Origin of the sequence: Enterococcus gallinarum (assembly GCF_021496385.1) — a bacterium.
Lineage (GTDB): Bacteria > Bacillota > Bacilli > Lactobacillales > Enterococcaceae > Enterococcus_D > Enterococcus_D gallinarum.
This window is the reverse complement of the sequence record NZ_CP050816.1, coordinates 2,649,453-2,668,639: the sequence shown is the minus strand read 5'-3', so window position 1 is coordinate 2,668,639 and position 19,187 is coordinate 2,649,453. Positions and strand designations below refer to the sequence as shown.

Here is a 19,187-nt window from a genome sequence, read left to right as displayed (position 1 = left end):
AAAAAGTTGTGCGAATATAGACGATTTTCTTCAGTAGTTTATTTTTTACAACCAAACATCAAAAAGTAATCGCTTGCATGATTTTTGATTTATGCTAAAATTAACTTGTTCGAACAAGTTTGGTTATTATTCGCGATAAAAATGATGAGAGAGGAGTGGATCATAACTATGAGAGGACAAAATCAGTCGTCCGGTGCCAATGCGTACGCACAAAAAAATATGCGATTAAACCGCTATCTGATTTTTCGCTATATGACAGCAATTTTTTTCTTTATCAATCTTTATTGGGCGTTGCTTAGTCTGGCAAATTGGACAGTGATGGGTCTGGTACCGGTGTTCTTGCTTTTGGTCGATGGCGCCATCATCTTTGAGCAGACACAAAAATATTGGCAGACATCAAATCGATTGCACTTGACTAAAGTTGGTTATTGGATTCAAACAGGGGTCAACATTACTGGTATCCTTTTTATCCTGTTAGGGTGGCAAGACGAATTTTTCCCATTTTTGAATCTTGCGGCCAGACCGATTTTACTGGTTAGTCTGACTCTGGGATTGATTTGTTGTTTATATATGGAACGAAAAGCATGGTTGATCGAAAAAGATCGGGATAGTTACTTGAACTATCTGCGGACATTTGAGAATAAAGGAGGAAAAATAGATGAACACAGAAAATAGTAAAATGTTTACCTTTCTGGATAAGTACTTAATGGGACCAATGGGGCGAATCTCGCAATTTCGAATCGTCCGTGGGGTGATGGCGGCCGGGATGGCTTCGATTCCGTTTACGATCGTTGGTTCAATGTTCCTGATTATTAGTGTCTTACCTCAAAGTTTTCCAGCTTTAGCATCGATTTGGGCGGCTTCTTTTGATAAGATCCAAAGTTTATATATGCTAGGAAATACTGCAACAATGGGGATCTTGGCCTTATATTTCTGTATTGTTTTTGGTTATGAATATACCAAGATCCAAGCGCAGGAAGAAAAAATTTCGTTAAGTCCTGTAAACGGGGCTTTGTTGTCAATGATGGCATTCTTCATGTGTTTACCTCAATTAGTATTTGAAGGCGGAGTAGCGACTCTTGTGACCCTTATTTCCGATGATCAAAAAATCATTGATGGTTGGGAAATGGCGGGTGGTGTGACACGTTTAGGAACGACTGGTATTTTTACTGCAATTATTATGGCTATTATTGCAGTGAAAATTTACGCGTTTTGTGTCAAGAGAAATATCTACATCAAAATGCCTGATACTGTACCAACTGGTGTTTCAAGTTCATTTACTGCATTGATTCCGACTGCGTTGATTGCTTTAGTCGTGATCGTGATCAACGGTGCTTTAGTAGCTTTAGGGACCGATATCTTCAAAGTCATTGCGATTCCCTTTAGTTTTGTTTCGCAATTGACGAGTACGTGGGTTGGGTTGTTAGTCATCTATTTCTTGATGCATGCATTGTGGATCGTCGGAATCCACGGAGCAACGATCGTGACCTCATTCTTGACGCCCATCGTTCTTTCCAACATGGTTGAAAACCAAAGCGGTGCAAATATTGCTTTTGCCGGTGAATTCAATAATAGTTTCGTGACCATTGGCGGTTCAGGAGCGACACTGGGCATGGTGATCTTCATCGCCTTCTTTGCTAAATCGGCACAACTAAGTGCATTAGGTAAAGCCGCGATCGTCCCATCATTCTTCAACATTAATGAACCAATTTTGTTTGGGATGCCAGTTGTTTATAACCCATATACGGCAATTCCTTTCTTTTTGGCACCAATGGCCTCTATGTCGGTGGCATATTTTGCAATCAATTTAGGGTTTGTCAATCCACCGATTGCCCAAGTCGCTTGGCCAACCCCAATTGGTCTTTCAGGGTTTATTGGTTCAGGTGGTGATTGGCGTGCCTTTGTACTGGCATTAATTTGCGCTTTGGTCGCCTTTCTAATTTGGTTCCCATTCATCAAAATGTATGATGGCAAACTTTTTGCACAAGAACAAGAAAAAGCTTGACCGAAAGTGCAAGTTTAAATGAACAGACCCCAGCTAAGGCATGTTTAGCTGGGTTTTCTTTTGTCATCATGAGATGAAAGAAAGATTTCCACTAAGGCAGTGGCTTTTGCGGTAAAATAGGAATAGTACAACATTTGGGGGAGAAGTGGAATGACAAAACAATGGACGATCGATTTATTAGCGGCAGATTTAATTGCCCGAATCGAAAAAAAGAGTTTAGCTGATCGCAACGGAAAGTTACCTAGTGAGAAGGAATTGATGGAACACTATCAAGTCTCTCGGTATTCCTTAAGGCAAGCACTAAGCAGATTGAGTAAACGCGGCTATATTTATCAAGTTCAAGGGAGAGGCTCCTATGTCCACGATCAATTGACACAAGAGCAAAAAGCAGTCCAAAGTGATCTTGGGTTTACCGAAGATCTTGCTAGAGAAGGAAAACTGATTCAAACCGTTCAAGCAACGCAGCGTTTGGTCTCGTACGCTGAGATCGATTTTTCACCAAGCCATCAACGATTTTCTGATAATCAGCTTTTTATTGAAGTTGAACGATTTCGCACACTGGATGATCAGCCGTATTTGATTGAGAAATCCTATTATCTGGCAGATATCGTTGGTCAGATCCCAGAATCTGCTATGTACGGTTCCATGTTTGAATATTTTGCACAAGAAAAGGGAGTGACTGTCAGTTTCATCGATAAATTTATCCGCTGTGAATTACTGACTGCTAAACAAGCTGCTTTTTTTGGCATGAACGCGGGGAGCCCTAGTTTGGTTGTTCGAGACGACAGTTACTTGCGAGAAGGTGATTTGATGGCCTTCTCAAAAATCTTCTATGACTATCGAGAAACAACGTTGTTTATGCATAAGAAATTACAAGATTGCTCCTTTAGAAGTAGCTCATAAAATGGTCTAAGCCACCAGAAATCATTCACGATTTCTGGTGGCTTATTTGTTTGAAAATTGTTTTAAAAAGGAGAAAGCGGTGAAAATCGCCTTTTTTAAGGAATTTTTTTCTGTTTTTTTAAAAAGATTTTAAAAAAACAGAATACTGTTCAGAAAATAATTCTTATTTCACTTTTTTACAAAATAAATATTAGAAGAAAAGATGGAAGCGTATTCTGAGAACATTAAAAAGTTTCTAATTTTTGTTAATAAAAAGGAGTAAAATCAAAAAAATCTCTTTTTAATGATTTTTTTGCGAAAAGAGGAGCACAAGTAATAAATAATTAACGATGGCGATAAAAATAAAAGGTTTCTGTTATTTTATTTCCAATAAAATGTTTTTTTAATTATTCATGGTGTTAATAATTTGTTGTATAAAAATAAAAATGCTAGAATTTGCTTAAATAACTGAATATTTTAGTTATTTAATCACAAAAAAGCACGGAAATCGTTCTGGTATGTTGAAAAATGTAATTGAGATTTTTTTCGAGTATTTGAATGGGTGTTTTTTTATTTTGCAAACGTTTTTTGTTTGTGATCTCTTTCTCCGGATATGTGATCATAGCGAACATCAAAAGACGAATGCCAAAGTTGGTTGGTCACTTTTGTTGGTTGTATTTATTTGAATAGGAGGAGTAAGAATGAAGGGCAATGACTATAAAAAAATAATGAATTCAAGGAGAAAAAGACGCGCAATAAACAAAAAATCGCTACTAGCGAATTTAACGGTCAGCGGGATGTTACTGACGAGTTCTGTGGTTGTTCCCACTACATTGTTGTGGGCACCAAAGACCGCAGAAGCATCATTGGTTTCTGCTGAGATTTTTAGTAATGTCCAAGCATCAAATGATTCTGGAACAAGTGCTGCAGCGCCATATTCAAATCCTGGAGATACCAACCCAGTCAACTTTACCATCAGCGGATCGAATGCGGTGACGCTTGACGTCTTAAACGGTGATAAAGTAGCAATCGTTGGTGTGCCAAAAGGTCTGACTGGCTTTGTACAACCAAATGGCAATGCCCGGGTATCAACAAATATCACTCTGCAACTTGAAAATATTGCCGCTATCCAAACACTGATTGGAACGCTTACGCCTGCTGTTGACACATTGGTAGGAACGGTGGATGCTCTTGTGAATCAGAACTTAGCGGATGCATTAGGGATTCCAGAGACGATTAATGGCTTTCCAAATTTATTGTATCAAGCAGCTTCCATCGTTGATATCAGTCAAGTAGTATCCGTCAATCTAGATGACATCTATGAACAATTGGATTTATTGAATCAGTTAGGACAATTTGGACAAGCCGATTTTGAAGTGCCTGCTGGATTGACAGATAATGAACGTGCCTTGATTGCCAATGTGGATGACGGCTTATTTATTGTGGTCAACCAACGCATCCAATCCGTTTTGGAGAACTTGAAACAGGCACAAATCCAAGTGAGCATCTTGGGCGGAGCAAGTAACATTCCTGGGATTGGCTCATTGATCGATGGCGTCAATACACTTGTCCAAGAAACAGTCAACACAGCTAAAGCTACTCTGAATGTTACCGTCGATGCTGCACAAGCTGTGTTGAATGGAACGACAGATCTTGCTGATCAAATCGCATCGGCATCTGTTTTAGGTCAAACGACAGTTGTGATGCCAACGACCGTGACGACACCAACGACTTCAGAGCTGATTGCAAATGGTGTGACGAATCCGTCGAATCCATACGAAGCTCGATTTGCAGGTACTTTTTCTCAATCTAATCTACTCACACTTGATTTATTTACAGATGAGGATGGCAATAATTCCATCTGGTTAGCAGCAGAACCTGCAGCAGAACAAACGGAAACACCAACCATCGATCCTGTTGCGGCTGGTGATACCACTATCAGCGGAACAGCAGAACCAGATTCAACAGTAACAGTGACTATCGGAAATGAACAGCCAGTCACAGCAGTAGCGGATGCCCAAGGCAACTGGACAGCTGAGGTACCAGAAGTCTCTCAAGGGGAAACAGTGACCGTTGTGGCAGAAGCAGATGGCAAAGATCCAAGCGAGCCAGTGACAGTGAACGTCGCAGGTTTGACCGTTGCAGCCCCTACAGCCTCCATTAGTGGCAATGAAACAGATGGCTATCCAGTCATTGGGAAAGCAACACCGAATGCAGCGATTGAGATCACGAACGCTCAAGGAGACATTGTCGGCAGTGGAACGACTGACAGTGATGGCAACTATCGCATCGTAATTGCCCCCGATCGAGTCGCCCCAGAAGAAAACTTGAATGTCAAAGCAATCGTGACGGCTGGTGGTCAAGACTACAGTAGTCCAGAAACAGCAATTACTGTTCCAATCGATGATACAGCGGAACAAACAACAGCGCCGGCGATTGACCCAGTGACGGCTGGCGATACTACGATCAATGGCACAACGGAACCTGGAGCAGCAGTCTCAGTCACAGTCGGCGAAGAAGACCCAGTGACAGCAGTGGCAGATGACCAGGGAAATTGGACGGTTGAAGTGTCAGAAGTGACGGAAGGTGACACGGTCACTGTAGTAGCCACAGCTGACGGAAAAACACCAAGTTCGCCAGTCAGTGTGAGCGTTAGCGGTTTGACGGTTGAGGCACCGACGGCAACGATTAGCGGTAATGAGACAGATGGCTATCCAGTAATTGGACAAACGGTTGCTGATGCTGCCATCGAGATCACGAACGCTCAGGGAGTTGTTGTCGGCAGCGGAACCGCAGATGGGGAGGGCAACTATCGGATTGTGGTTGCGCCAGATCAAGTTGCCCCTGAAGAAAACTTGAATGTTACAGCAATTGTGACTGCCGGAGGGCAAGACTATCGTAGTGGAGCAACACCGGTTGTTGTGCCAGCCGATACTCAAGAAAACCAAACTGAAACGCCGTCGATCGATCCGGTGAACGCCGGGGATCAAACGATCAGCGGTACAGCTGAACCGAACGCCAATGTAGTGGTAACTGTCAGCGGAGAAGAGCCAGTGACGGTCGTTGCGAATGACCAAGGTGATTGGACTGCGAATGTACCGGAAGTTTCTGAAGGTGAAACAGTGACTGTAGTAGCTGCTGCTGACGGAAAAGAACCAAGTATACCTGTGAGCGTCACGGTCAATGGATTGACCGTCAATGCACCAACAGCCTCTATTAGCGGCAACACGTTGGACGGTTATCCGGTTACGGGTAAATCTGTGGCTGACGCTGCGATCGAGATTACCAATGCGCAAGGAGAAATCGTAGGTAGTGGCACTGCTGATGGGAATGGCAACTATCGCATCGTGATTGCACCGGATCGTGTGTCACCAGAAGAGGATCTGAATGTGGCAGCAGTCGTGACTGCCGGAGGCAAAGACTACCGCAGCGTCAATACACCAATCATTGTTCCAGCAACGGTTCTTACAGAAACACCGACTGTCGATCCAGTTAAAGCAGGAGATACAGTGGTCAGCGGGACAGCAGAACCTGGAGCAACAGTCACGGTCAATGTGAGTGGCGAAGGGCCAGTGACTGTCAATGCCAATGAAGAAGGCAATTGGACAGCAAACGTACCGGAATTGTCAGAGGGAGATACAGTGACCGTCGTAGCTACAGCTGACGACAAAGACCCAAGCGCACCAGTGACAGTAAGTGTTAGTGGTTTGACGGTCGCAACACCGACTGCAGCAATTAGTGGGAACGAAACCGATGGGTACCCAGTAGTTGGTAAAGCAGTAGCTAATGCAGCGATCGAAATCACCAACGCCCAAGGAGATATCGTGGGTAGCGGCACTGCAGATGACGATGGCAATTACCGTATTGAGATCGCGCCAGATCAAGTCACACCAGAAGAGAACTTGAATGTCACAGCAGTCGTCTCTGCTGGCGGGAAAGATTACCGTAGCGGAGCAACCACAGTAGTTGTGCCAGCCGATAATCGTGAAAATCAAACAGCAACACCAACGATTGATCCTGTTAGTGCTGGTGATACGACAGTCAGCGGAACGGCAGAACCGGGTTCAACAGTAACTATTACAGTCACCGGAGAAAACCCAATCACTGTCGAAGCAGATGATCAAGGCAATTGGACGACGGATGTGCCAGAGGTTTCCGAAGGTGATACTGTAACCGTTGTGGCAGAAACGGATGGGAAAGATCCAAGCGCACCGATCAGTGTCACTGTTGGAGGAATCACTGTTGCTTCACCAACCGCGTCAATTAGCGGCAATGAGATCGATGGTTACCCAGTGACTGGTAAAGCAGCAGCGAATACAACCATTGAAATCACCAATGCGCAAGGAGATGTGGTAGCTACTGGCACCACTGATGGTGATGGCAATTACCGGATCGTAATCGCTCCAGATCAAGTAGCTCCAGAAGAAAGTTTGAATGTGACGGCAGTCGTAACCGCTGGCGGGAAAGACTATCGCAGTGGAGCAACACCAATTACCGTGCCTTTAGCAAACCAAACGACCACGCCAACGATTGATCCCGTCACAGCCGGTGATGAGACAATCAGCGGAACGGCAGAACCAGGTTCAACCGTCACCATCACCAATGGCGACAAAGATCCCGTCGTCGTTGAAGCAGATGATCAAGGCAATTGGACTGCTGAACTACCTGAAGTTTCCGAAGGGGATACCATAACCGTTGTGGCAGAAACCGATGGGAAAGATCCAAGTGCACCAATCACAGTTACGGTGGATGGACTGACGGTTACCGCACCAACCGCATCAATCAGCGGCAACGAGATTGACGGTTATCCAGTTGTTGGTAAAGCAGCACCTGATGCCACAGTTGAAATTACTAACGCGCAAGGGGATGTGGTAGGGACTGGCACTACTGATGGCGACGGCAATTACCGAATCGTGATCGCTCCAGATCAAGTAGCTCCAGAAGAAAACTTGAACGTCGCAGCGATCGTAACAGCTGGTGGGAAAGACTACCGCAGCGCCAACACGCCGATCACTGTACCAGAAGACAACCAAACAGGAATCCCAACGATTGATCCTGTAACAGCTGGTGATAAAACTGTAAGTGGAACGGCAGAACCAGGTTCCACTGTCACCATCACCAATGGCGACAAAGATCCTGTAGTCGTTGAAGCAGATGAGGAAGGTAACTGGACCGCTGAAGTACCAGAAGTTTCGGAAGGCGACACTATAACTGTCGTGGCAGAAACCGATGGCAAGGATCCAAGTGCCCCAATCACAGTAACAGTGGATGGCTTGACAGTTGATGCACCAACCGCATCAATCAGCGGCAATCAGACCGATGGCTATCCAGTTGTTGGGGAAACAGTGGCTAATGCAGTGATTGAAATCACTAATGGACAAGGCGAAGTTGTGGGTACCGGCACAGCCGATGAAGAAGGCAATTACCGAATCGTGATTGCGCCAGAGCAAGTGGCCCCAGAAGAAAACTTGAATGTCGCAGCAATTGTGACCGCTGGTGGCAAAGACTACCGCAGTGGTAATACACCAATCACAGTACCTATGGAAAAAACGGCTACGCCACTCATTGATCCAGCGATTGCCGGGGATGAAACAGTCAGCGGAACCGCAGAGCCAGGTTCTTCAGTCATTCTGACCATCAATGAAGCAGCACCAGTGATGGCGCGAATTCTGGGTGGGTTGAACACCACCCGTGCCTTTGCCGCACCACTTGAATTAAGAGCGGATGAAGCTGGCAATTGGCGTATCAATGTAGCCGAGCTATCGGAAGGAGATGTGTTGACGGCTACTGCACAAACTGATGGGAAATATGTCAGTGATCCGATGAGTATCGTCGTTAGTCCCGTGACGGTTGCCGCACCTACTGCAACAATCAGCGGCAATGAATCATCTGGGTATCCGGTTACGGGGAAAGCTGATCCAAATGTAACCATTGAAATCTCTAATGCTCAAGGAGAAGTGGTGGGCACTGGTACGACAGACAGTGAAGGCAATTACCGGATCGTAGTAGCAGCCAATCGCGTCGAACCAAAAGATAATTTATATGTTGTTGCGAGTGTCGTTGCTGGTGGCAAAGAATACCGCAGTGCAGCTGCTACAGTCACAGTCCCGGTTGCTGGAGTTGACGACGGTAACACTGGCGGTGGCAATACTGGCGGTGGTAATACTGGCGGTGGTAACACTGGTGGCGGCAATACTGGCGGCGGTAATACCGGAGGTGGTAACACTGGTGGCGGCAATACCGGAGGAAATAATATCGGTAATGGCAATAACGGTGGAATCAATATCATCGGCAATGGGAACATCAGCGGTGGCAACAACATCAATAGTAATAATAGTGGCGGCAAATACTTGCCGCAAACTGGCAGTGAAAGTACTTGGTTTGCATCAATGATCGGTGCTGCACTGGTTGCGATCGGTGGTCTTGGTTTCTTCAAATCAAGAAAGAAAAAAAATCAGTAACTGCTGAAACTGGACCAAAGCAAATAATTGCTGATCCATAAGAGAAAGCTCTTGCGATGTGTCCATGTCGCAGGAGCCTTTTTTTAGAAATGTTCCTGAATCTATATAGCCTTTCTACTGCGTTACCACCAATTCTACTAATGGTTTGAAGAGTTACGAAGACTGAGAGCGAAAAGAATAGAGACGTTAGTAGAAAATATGCAGATTTAAACAGGAATTTTTTCTTTTTTGACTATCCATGCTACACTAAATTTTGTAGTAAATGGAAAAAGCTTTCAATCGTTTGGTTACGCAGGTTGCGTGATTGGAAGGCAAAAGGATGGTGTAGAGGTTGATAGGCGACAAAGGCAAGGAAGCACGTGTCCATCACGTTTTTGAGCGTGTTGCGGAGAACTATGACCAGATGAATACCGTGATTTCTTTTCAACAACATAAACGCTGGCGAAAAGATACGATGAAAAGGATGCAAGTCCAAGCAGGTAATGATATCCTTGATGTCTGCTGCGGAACAGGAGATTGGACATTGGCACTGGCAGAAGCAACAGGATCTACTGGGAACGTGATCGGCATTGATTTTAGTGAGAATATGTTGGCTGTGGCAAAGAAAAAAGCAGCGGAGCAAAAGACAAAGATCGAATGGATGCAAGGAAATGCAATGACACTTCCTTTTGCAGACAATACGTTTGATGTTGTGACGATCGGGTTTGGTCTGAGAAATGTTCCTGATCTTGTAACCGTTCTAAAAGAAATGCAGCGGGTCGTAAAACCTGGCGGAAAAGTGGTTTGTCTGGAAACATCACAGCCCACTTTAATTGGTTGGCGGCAGCTGTATTATGCGTATTTCCGATTCATTATGCCGCTGTTAGGAAAACTGTTTGCTAAAAGTTACCAAGAATATTCTTGGTTGCAAGAATCAGCTAGAGATTTTCCTGGCAAAGAAGAGTTGTCTCACTACTTTCAATCAGCAGGACTGACTAATATAGTTGTCAAAAGCTATAGTGGAGGTACTGTAGCCATGCATCTCGGATATAAACCAACCAACTGAATCCAATAAAAAGCATGTGTTGACATAGAAGCTGTTAAAGGGATGTTGCTGAGAAAATCAGCTCATTTTCGAAAACAAAGACGAGTGCTTCAGATCAAAATAAAAACCAACGTCAGTTCACACTGGACGTTGGTTTTTTGCTGTCTATTTCACTGTGTTCATTTTGCGGGTGCTTATTGTTTTCCGGTATTTTTTAAAACGATATTGGTGTAGAGCCATACCGTTAAAAGATAATAAACGGCATAAAGGGCAACAAAGATCGCAAATGGTAACCAGATCTGATCATAGGGATCACTCAATAGCATTTTAAACATTTGCAGTCCGAATAGTACGTGAACGATTCCTAATAATCCTGGGACTAAGAAAAGCACGCCGATCTCTTTGCGGATCGATTTTTTCAGAAGCCCATTGCGAGCACCGATTTTTCTAAGCATGGTGTAGCGCATAATATCACTATTAGCCCCTGAAAGGATTTTGAACATCAAGCAACTAGCTAACATTGTTAGAAAGGCAATTCCTAAGAAGAAGCCCATGAATTCAAATCCTGAGAAAATGCCGTTGAATGTGTCATAAGCATCCGCTCGTTGCATAAGATTACTTTCTCCAGCGAGTGAGGGGTTGTTCTTTTGATTCAACTTAGCAAGTGCTGTTAATTTTGGTAAGATCGCTTGAAAATCTTTGACTTGAATCATTTGCAAAGTGGTTTCAGGTGCATTTACTTGGGCAAAGGCTGCAGCAGACAACAGTTTGATTTCTTTTGTCCGCTGTTCTGGTAATTCGAAGCTACGCAATTCATCCTGTTTCGCCACATCAGCGGCAATGGCTTGCCCATCCAATGTACGATAACCAGCCCTCTGACTAAGATCTCCCTGTTCTGTAACGATCAAAGGATCTTTGTCAAATTCTTCTTGAATGTAATAAACGGCTGTGTCATCCTCTTTTTGGCGATAGCTGACATTCAATGTTGGGTGTAAATCCGCAATTTTTTGTTGGTCGACAGTTTGGGCATTATTCAGAACCAAGTCATAAGAGGTCATCGCTTTGGCCATTTTAGGGATTTCATTTCTGAAACCAAGGCCAACGGTTAATGCGCCCAGTGCTAATGCGAACAGCATGGATACTAACGAAAGCATCTGCGTATAGTCACGGATACGGAAGTTTAACTGAGACAAAGTGAAATTATTCAATTTTTTCAGTGCGATGGCATCTGATTTCTTTAATAATGTCAAAATCAATACGATCACAGAGCGGAAAACTAGATAGGTTCCCAAAACGATCGTGACTAGGGCAATCGCAATACCCATAATTTGAAATTTTATTAGATCGCTCATAACATAATAACCGATTCCAAGAAAGATGATCCCCAAAAGAGTTTGAACCAATAAGAATGGGAATTTTTGCTTGATTTGTGCAGGTGTACTAGTTTCTCTCAACAAATCCAAGATGGCTTTTTTGGCAATGGCTGAAGCATTGACGATTGCTGCAATCAGGAAGAGAATGGCAAAAAAGACCAGTGTGATCACAAGTGCTTTTACATTGAATGGCGAAAAATGAGTAATCTTTATATTTAACTGTTGTACTAAAAGATCATTGACAATTTTCGTCAATCCGATACCTGCTAAAGCACCAGCAATGGTTGCAATAATCCCTACAAAAAATGTTTCGATGAAGATCATTTGGGCGATTTTTCGTCCTTTTGCTCCTAACATCATAAACATGGCATAATCCTTCTGCCGCATCGACATTAGGAAAGAATTGGCATAGAGAATGTAGGCAAATGTGATGATTCCTAGTAAGACCGTTCCAAAGTGAAAGATAATGACAACGACACCAATCGTTGAATTGTTTTTCAAGAATTCTTCATTACTAGCCATTGATTGAAACATATAAAAGATGGCAGAAGCCATAACCAGACCAGAAAACAAGACGATGTAGTCTTTTAAGCGGCCTTTGATACCAGTAAGTGATAATTTCCAAAGCATACCATTATCCTCCTACTGTTCCAGATTTCCTAAGATGACTAAGATCTGACGATAAAAGTCTTCTTGGGTTTGATTATTTCGTTTGATTTCTTGATGGATCTTACCATCTTTGATAAATAAGATTCGCTTGCAATAACTTGCCGAAAGGGGATCATGTGTTACGAGTAAGATCGATACTTGGTCATTTTTGTTTAAATCATCCATCATGTCTAATAAATCCTTGGCACTTTTTGAATCCAAGGCACCCGTTGGCTCATCCCCAAACAAGATCGTTGGTTCGGTGATTAATGCTCGCGCAGCGGCTACCCGTTGCTTTTGACCACCAGAGATCTCGGAAGGATATTTATCCAAAATTTGGCTGATGGATAAGCGATTCGCGACTTGTTGAATGAGCTGTTTGATCTTTTTCGGCCGTACGCCTTGTAAAGAGAGAGGCACAGCAATGTTTTCAGAAGCCGTGAGATTTTCTAGTAGATTGAAATCTTGGAAGATAAAGCCGATTTCTCTACTGCGAAAATCTGCCAATGCATCACCGCGTAATTTTGTGATATCTTTTTCGTTGATGCGGATGTTTCCGGAAGATGGATGGTCCAATGTGGATAAAATATTCAACAACGTTGATTTACCAGAACCGGAAGCACCCATAATACCAATAAACTCGCCTTTATCAATCGCAAAGCTGATCCCTTTTAGGGCTTCGGTTTTTTTCTCATTATTTTTGCCGTAAACTTTCGTTAATTCGTTTGCTTCAATAATTTTTGCCATTTTTTCATCACCGTTCACTTTCTAATTGTTTCAACGCTTTTTCAGGAATAGCATTCTTTTGCACTTCTTCATAGGAAGTCACGCCCTTGTTTTGATTCCAGGTAATTTTTAAGTAAGCGTCTTTTTTCAAAGGACGATCTTTCATCCCTAAGAATTCCAGATTTTTCTTCTTTGCGTCTTTGTCGTAACCAGGTAGTTCATATTTATATTCGATCACTTGATTGCCTCGATCGTCTTCGGTTTCGATCTTTTCGCCATCGGTCGTGATCTGAACATAGTAACTTTGGCCGCCCATGATGACTTTCTCAGCAATTTGTAACCCGGCAAACAAAACGATTATTAGGATACCCAGGCCGATCCAAAATTTCTTCATCTATTCTCACTTCCTTTAATTTGTAAAGTCTAAAGAGAATTATAGCGGGCGTAAAAACAATTGTAGTGTGAAAAACCTATCAATAAACTTTCATTTTTGTCATGAAAGCAATTTCATGATGTCCTTCTTTGTATTGGGAACTGTTAATCAAAGGTTCACCTTTTCAACGCATTCCGTGTATCAAGAGACCGTTGTAAACGAAAGACCATGGCATCTCCTTCATCAAAGAGATCCCATGGTCTTTAATATTTTTTTCGAAACAATGTAATGATCAAACGATCCTTCTCGTAACTGATTGTTGCTTCATCGATCAACAATCCTAATAAATAAAAGTCTTTTTCTTCATGAATCGACTGGTGCCCGCCTAAAAGTTCAATATAATAACTTTCTAGCGCAATGTCTCGTGGGGTATTCAACATTTCCGCAAATTGGGCTAAATCACTGGGCTCTTCTGGACAGGTCCCAGCAATAATGGCTCGAAATCCTGTTTTTTCGAAAGACATCTCAGTAGTGATATGAGGGCAGTCGTGGGAAAGAAAGTAGGTGACCACTTCATCCACGATCCGCCGTGCTTGTTCCTTTTCTATCATTGGTTCATCCGCCTTTTGATTTGGTTGATCTCATCTAACAAAGGTACCATAGCTGCCGCCACAAAGCCACTGGAAAAACCATTATTATAAAGATTCAACCCGCCATGTAAGTAGGTAATATTGCTTACTAACGCCGCATGGGCAATACCGGCAAAGATTCCTGCAATTGGTCCATAGTAGCCGCTGATTGGTGCTAAACTTGTTCCAAAAATCGCAGTCAACAGCAATTGAAAGGTCGAAGTCTCAGTGGTAAAACCTAAACGTGTGGCAAGAACGACCCCAATCAAAATCGGCAGACTATTTTTCCAGTGATTTCCGAAAGCACTAAAGCCAACCACTGTCAGAACAGCACCAAGTAATGGGCCTGATAGCTGGCCCCCAAGCAAGTAGATGAATACAAGCAGCAACATCCCCATGATCGCCATGTTCATCAGTGTGACCCCTAATGCAAAAATCGTGACGAAGTCTGTCACCAGTTTACCGGAAACATCGAATAGATGAGCCAATCCTTGGAAAGAACGGTGATTCAATAAATAGCCGGTTAAAAAGAGCAACCCGCATAAGCCGCACAAAAAGAAGAGTAAAAAGGAACTGTACTCAGTCGTCAAATACGTTTGTTCGGTAATGTCACGTCCAAATAGACGCGTGAAACTTGTAAAGAACATGGTCACGATTCCGGTGGCAAAGCCAATGTTATACAAAGAGAAGCCTTGATGAAAGTGTAAGAATTGTGCGGCCAGGGGCGGCAATAAAATGCCTAAGATAATTCCAATAGTATAGCCTAATAGAACGCCAGTCATTAATGGGAAACCCATCCCAAAAGCCAAATAACTGATGACAGGTGAAGCTGCACTCCCGAATAGACCAACAAGCGAGTACTGTCCAAAGGGCTTTTTTTGAATCCGTGCATAAAGATAAACGCCTAACGGGATCGGAATCGAATTGAATAAATTTTTCCCGAAAAAAGAAAATCCGGAAATGGTGAAAAAGGCAGCAATCATTGGTCCGGTGATACTGTTTCCTTTTGTTTTGGTGGTTAGGATACTTACCAAGGTCAACACGCCGCTATTTAAAAAGGCACTGCCTAAGTTGCCGATGGCAAAGTAATCCGAAACGAGATTACTAGGAGAAGTCAAAATCCGTAGTGAACCGAACCATAGATCACTTATCGGTGTACTCAGGACACCAATAGCAATCAAAAGGATGCTGTAAGCAATCAATAATCGTTGTGTCAACAATTGCGAAATCGGTGCAAAAGACTTATTCGTTGTTTGATAAAAGATTTTTTTATTTGCCATAAATCCTCCTTTTTTTTTATGTTAGCATAGATCGACTGGATTCGGGATACTTTCAGTCATTCAAAAAAGTTTTTTTGTTGTTTTTTGAGATTGGTTAGTGAATACGCTAAAAAGCGCTGTACATTTTTTATTTCTGAGAAAAGATAGGATAGACCTGGCACGGATTTGCATAAAGATGAGTTGCTCAATTTCGAAAGCTTATAGTGTTATTGAATGATTGGCAGAGCTAATTATGACTGAAAAAAAGCGCATCTTTCAATCAAATATTTCAGTGATCGATGAAAATAATGACATATAAAAAATGAGGAAACTTGCTATAATCAACACTAATCTCTCTTTATTTTTTAATTTATGCGCATCTAGAGAGCAAACTTATTGGTCGACGGGGAAAGTCGCCTTCTTTCACAGGTTAACTGTTGTAGCAGTATATGAATAAATAGAGATTAGTCTGAGAGAAGGAAAAACGAATAAGTGGACGATTATCGGGTAAGATTAAGGAGGAAGCTATGAAAAAATATCGGTTTGGCTTAATTACACTTATGTCAGTCTTTGTTCTGGGCGCCTGTAGCCAAGGAAATAACAAAACGGACTCGACAGGGGCACAGGGAACAGAGGATACAACAGCAAACAATGTAGAAAATATGCCACTAGAGGTCAAAAATGATGGTGATCCTATCGAAGGAGAAACCCTGGATGTGGCAGTTGTGATGGATACACAGTTTCAGGGCTTATTTCAATGGGAATTCTATCAAGATACCTATGATCGTCACTTTATGTCTCCAAGTCATGAATACTTATTTTTAAATGACGATGACTTTAAGATTGTGGACGGTGGCCCTGCGGATTTAGAATTGGATCAAGAAAACAAAATTGCCACCATTACACTAAGAGACAACTTGAAATGGTCAGATGGAGAAGAAGTAACTGCAGAAGATGTGATCTTTGCTTACGAAGTGATCGGCCACGCAGATTACACAGGGATTCGTTATGACAATGATTTCACGAACGTGATCGGTATGGAAGAATATCATGCTGGTGAATCAGACACAATTTCTGGAATTACTGCTGTCAATGATAAAGTTGTTCAAATCGAATACAAAGAAGTTCACCCGGGTATGATGCAATCAGGCGGAGGCGTCTGGATGTCTGCATTAGCAAAGCATACCTTTGAAGGAATTGAAATCAAAGACATGGAATCAAGCGATCCGGTTAGGAAAAATCCTATTGGTTTTGGGCCGTATGTGATGAGCAATATCGTGGCCGGAGAAACAGTAGAATATGTTCCCAACGAATATTATTATGGGGAAAAACCAACTTTAGATAAGATCGTTCTCCGAGGTGTACCGTCTGCTTCCATCAATGAGGCACTGAATGCCAAGCAATATGATATAGCACTGTCGATGCCAACTGATACTTTTGATGCTTACAAAAATACTGATGGGTACCAAATGCTTGGTCGTTTACAGCAGTCTTACACTTACCTTGGCTTTAAACTGGGAACATGGGATGCTGAAAACAAAACGGTTGCTTATGATCCTAATTCTAAAATGGCGAACAAAGCATTGCGTCAAGCAATGGGTTATGCAGTAGACAACGATGCAATCGGTGAACGTTTCTATCATGGATTGCGCACCAACGCAACCACATTGATCCCGCCAGTTTTCGGTTCTTTGCATAACGAAGAAATCAAAGGGTATACGTTAGATTTAGATAAAGCCAATCAGCTACTCGATGATGCTGGCTATATCGATACCGATGGCGATGGGTTCCGTGAAGATCCAGACGGTAATAAACTAACGATCAATTTTGCTTCTATGTCTGGCGGAGAAACTGCTCAACCATTAGCCGATTACTATGTACAACAGTGGAACGAGATCGGTTTGGATGTTCAGTTTTCGACTGGACGCTTGATTGATTTCCAAGCATTTTATGACAAATTGGAAAATGATGATCCAGACATTGATGTTTTCATGGGTGCTTGGAACACCGGATCTGACCCTTCGCCAACAGGATTGTGGGGACCAAATTCGCCGTTCAATTATACGCGCTATCAGTCAGATAAAAATACCGAGTTGCTAGCTGCCATCGACTTGAATGCTTCGTTTGACGAGGACAAACGGAAAGAAGCTTTTGATGCATGGCAAGAATATGCCTTTGAAGAAGCATTTGCGATTCCAACATTGTTCCGAAGCGAGATCCTGCCGATCTCTGACCGCGTGACGAATTTTTCATGGGCTTACGATGTCGATCATAATCCATGGGCTGCGATTGGTGTGACGGATAGTTCTCGGTAAAGTAGAGATAGAATAAATAGAAGAAAGTAAAAAGCAAAAAAGTAAAAAGGATTTCGCTATAAATGAATACCCGGAGGACTAAGTAGCCGTGTTCTGGCAATGCCAGAGCATCGTGGCGCAGACTGTACGTTTGCGCTACTGCTACTAAGTCTTTCGGGTATGTTTGTTCATTATTCTGTTTAACGCTGAGAGAAGGTTTTCAATGGTTGAATGACAGGAAAGATCCTATCGATCTAGCTGATGTGATTTGAGCGAAGTCAGCTTAGGGCATGAGCGTAATGAATATTTTTAAATTCTTTTGGGGTTGTCCCAGTGATTTTCTTGAAACTTTGAATAAAGTGGCTTTGACTGGAGAAAGCCAATAATGTGCTGATTTTTTCATAAGAATGATCCGTAAATAAGAGTAAGTGTTTGGCTTCAGCAATTTTCTTTTCTTGGATATAGTTATGGATTGTTTTGTCCATTTCTTTTTTGAATTGACTGCAAAGATGGGTCTTATGCTTTTGAGTAATATCCGCTAAGTCATCGATGGTGATTTTTTCATAGAGGTGGCCATCGATATAGTTGACGATCGTTTTGACCAGCAACGATTTTTGGGCGAAAGGATAGCTGTGCAACAGCTCCATAAAACGATAGGTCGCTTCTTTGATATACCGCAGGCATTCATCCGCCGTGTGAATGTAGATCAATCCTTGGATCAATGAATCCGATAATCCGAATGCTTGATTGACTGGGACGCCTTCATCGATACTCATGCGGGTGACTACAGCCACAAAAGCAGAAAATTTTAATTTCAAGCCTTCCAATTCAAAAGGGGACAAAGAGACACTATAAGTTTCCTTCATCTTTTTAAAGACCCAAGCAACTTTTTCTGGTTCATTCCGCTTGATATAATCAAGATAGCGCAACTCAAAATGATAAGAGTCAAAAGTTGATTCATGGACACGCCGGTCGTACAGATTGGCTTCTAAATTGAAGTCTGTCTGGATCGATCGATTACCTGGCTCTGTTTGGTAATGCCAGCGCAATTGTTCTTGAGTTAAAGGCTGATTCGCAAACAAGGTATGCACTAATTGAATGTATTCTTCAAATGAATATTTGTCTTCTTTAGAGTAGTGAATATTGTAATGGTATTCGTGTCCTAGAAAAACACAGGAGTTTTCTGGTGTCCCGATCACGCCGCAAGGACCAACCATTAAGTAAAAACGCTGGCCTTCCAATTGAAATTGAAAACAACCTAGCATATATTTTCCAAAATGATAAAGCGTTACGGATTGTTCATCAGTTGCTTCTAAATAGTGGCTGATGGGCTTTTTTGTCTGCCATGAACTTTCTGGATGCAACCAAGTACCATTTTCATCTAATAAGATCATAGGAATAAGATATTTCCGGTATAAAAGATCCATCGCAAGTTTAATGCTTTCTATATTCATGTGTTGACCACCTTATCTATTCGTTCTACATAATAGTTCTATCTCTACTCAAAGTATAA

Annotated in this window: 12 protein-coding genes; 6 read left to right on the top strand and 6 right to left on the bottom strand. The window is 42.4% G+C overall.

Annotated elements, in window-relative coordinates; translation table 11 throughout:
• Positions 1-168: 168 nt before the first annotated feature.
• The 5 genes from HED61_RS13095 to HED61_RS13075 all read left to right on the top strand — a co-directional run bounded on the left by HED61_RS13095 (position 169) and on the right by HED61_RS13075 (position 10,393).
• Positions 169-675 carry a hypothetical protein gene (locus tag HED61_RS13095; protein ID WP_219644971.1) on the top strand — a complete coding sequence of 169 codons (507 nt, stop codon included), beginning with the start codon at positions 169-171 and terminating at the stop codon, positions 673-675.
• Entirely contained in the window at positions 659-2,005 is a 1,347-nt protein-coding gene (gene celB / locus HED61_RS13090; RefSeq protein ID WP_103299584.1) for a PTS cellobiose transporter subunit IIC, read from the top strand. The genes HED61_RS13095 and celB overlap by 17 nt, the downstream gene beginning before the upstream one ends.
• A gap of 150 nt (positions 2,006-2,155) precedes the next feature.
• Entirely contained in the window at positions 2,156-2,908 is a 753-nt protein-coding gene (locus HED61_RS13085; protein WP_219644972.1) for a GntR family transcriptional regulator, read from the top strand.
• A gap of 680 nt (positions 2,909-3,588) precedes the next feature.
• Positions 3,589-9,348, top strand: a complete 5,760-nt coding sequence (locus HED61_RS13080) for an Ig-like domain-containing protein (protein WP_219644973.1) — start codon at positions 3,589-3,591, stop codon at positions 9,346-9,348.
• Between the two features lie 331 nt (positions 9,349-9,679).
• Positions 9,680-10,393 carry a demethylmenaquinone methyltransferase gene (locus HED61_RS13075; RefSeq protein ID WP_176333466.1) on the top strand — a complete coding sequence of 238 codons (714 nt, stop codon included), beginning with the start codon at positions 9,680-9,682 and terminating at the stop codon, positions 10,391-10,393.
• Positions 10,394-10,566: 173 nt separating this feature from the next.
• Here the strand turns inward: HED61_RS13075 and HED61_RS13070 are convergent, their stop codons facing one another.
• The 5 genes from HED61_RS13070 to HED61_RS13050 form a co-directional block, all read right to left on the bottom strand.
• Positions 10,567-12,375 carry an FtsX-like permease family protein gene (locus HED61_RS13070; RefSeq protein WP_219644974.1) on the bottom strand — a complete coding sequence of 603 codons (1,809 nt, stop codon included), beginning with the start codon at positions 12,373-12,375 and terminating at the stop codon, positions 10,567-10,569.
• A 12-nt stretch (positions 12,376-12,387) separates the two neighbouring features.
• Positions 12,388-13,140 (bottom strand): ABC transporter ATP-binding protein, encoded by a 753-nt coding sequence (locus HED61_RS13065; RefSeq protein ID WP_003126103.1) that lies wholly within the window; start codon positions 13,138-13,140, stop codon positions 12,388-12,390.
• 7 nt (positions 13,141-13,147) lie between these two features.
• Positions 13,148-13,513, bottom strand: coding sequence for a YxeA family protein (locus tag HED61_RS13060; protein WP_003126104.1), 366 nt, complete (start codon positions 13,511-13,513; stop codon positions 13,148-13,150).
• A 242-nt stretch (positions 13,514-13,755) separates the two neighbouring features.
• Entirely contained in the window at positions 13,756-14,103 is a 348-nt protein-coding gene (locus HED61_RS13055; protein WP_081131678.1) for a hypothetical protein, read from the bottom strand.
• Positions 14,100-15,401, bottom strand: coding sequence for a DUF1576 domain-containing protein (locus tag HED61_RS13050; protein ID WP_156247897.1), 1,302 nt, complete (start codon positions 15,399-15,401; stop codon positions 14,100-14,102). Before HED61_RS13050 ends, HED61_RS13055 begins: the two co-directional genes overlap by 4 nt.
• Before the next feature lie 506 nt (positions 15,402-15,907).
• On the opposite strand from HED61_RS13050, the gene HED61_RS13045 reads away from it, so the two are divergent.
• Positions 15,908-17,695: an oligopeptide ABC transporter substrate-binding protein gene (locus HED61_RS13045; RefSeq protein ID WP_219644975.1), complete on the top strand. Its 1,788-nt coding sequence runs from the start codon at positions 15,908-15,910 to the stop codon at positions 17,693-17,695.
• 257 nt (positions 17,696-17,952) lie between these two features.
• Here HED61_RS13045 and HED61_RS13040 read toward each other — a convergent pair whose 3' ends face one another.
• Entirely contained in the window at positions 17,953-19,128 is a 1,176-nt protein-coding gene (locus HED61_RS13040) for an AraC family transcriptional regulator (protein ID WP_103299593.1), read from the bottom strand.
• Positions 19,129-19,187 lie beyond the last annotated feature (59 nt).

Coding starts and splice junctions, on each gene's coding strand:
- HED61_RS13050 (WP_156247897.1), bottom strand. CDS start 15,401: ATGGCAAATAAAAAAATCTTTTATCAAACAACGAATAAGTCTTTTGCA.
- HED61_RS13085 (WP_219644972.1), top strand. CDS start 2,156: ATGACAAAACAATGGACGATCGATTTATTAGCGGCAGATTTAATTGCC.
- HED61_RS13055 (WP_081131678.1), bottom strand. CDS start 14,103: ATGATAGAAAAGGAACAAGCACGGCGGATCGTGGATGAAGTGGTCACC.
- HED61_RS13080 (WP_219644973.1), top strand. CDS start 3,589: ATGAAGGGCAATGACTATAAAAAAATAATGAATTCAAGGAGAAAAAGA.
- HED61_RS13045 (WP_219644975.1), top strand. CDS start 15,908: ATGAAAAAATATCGGTTTGGCTTAATTACACTTATGTCAGTCTTTGTT.
- HED61_RS13095 (WP_219644971.1), top strand. CDS start 169: ATGAGAGGACAAAATCAGTCGTCCGGTGCCAATGCGTACGCACAAAAA.
- HED61_RS13060 (WP_003126104.1), bottom strand. CDS start 13,513: ATGAAGAAATTTTGGATCGGCCTGGGTATCCTAATAATCGTTTTGTTT.
- HED61_RS13040 (WP_103299593.1), bottom strand. CDS start 19,128: ATGAATATAGAAAGCATTAAACTTGCGATGGATCTTTTATACCGGAAA.
- HED61_RS13065 (WP_003126103.1), bottom strand. CDS start 13,140: ATGGCAAAAATTATTGAAGCAAACGAATTAACGAAAGTTTACGGCAAA.
- HED61_RS13070 (WP_219644974.1), bottom strand. CDS start 12,375: ATGCTTTGGAAATTATCACTTACTGGTATCAAAGGCCGCTTAAAAGAC.
- celB (WP_103299584.1), top strand. CDS start 659: ATGAACACAGAAAATAGTAAAATGTTTACCTTTCTGGATAAGTACTTA.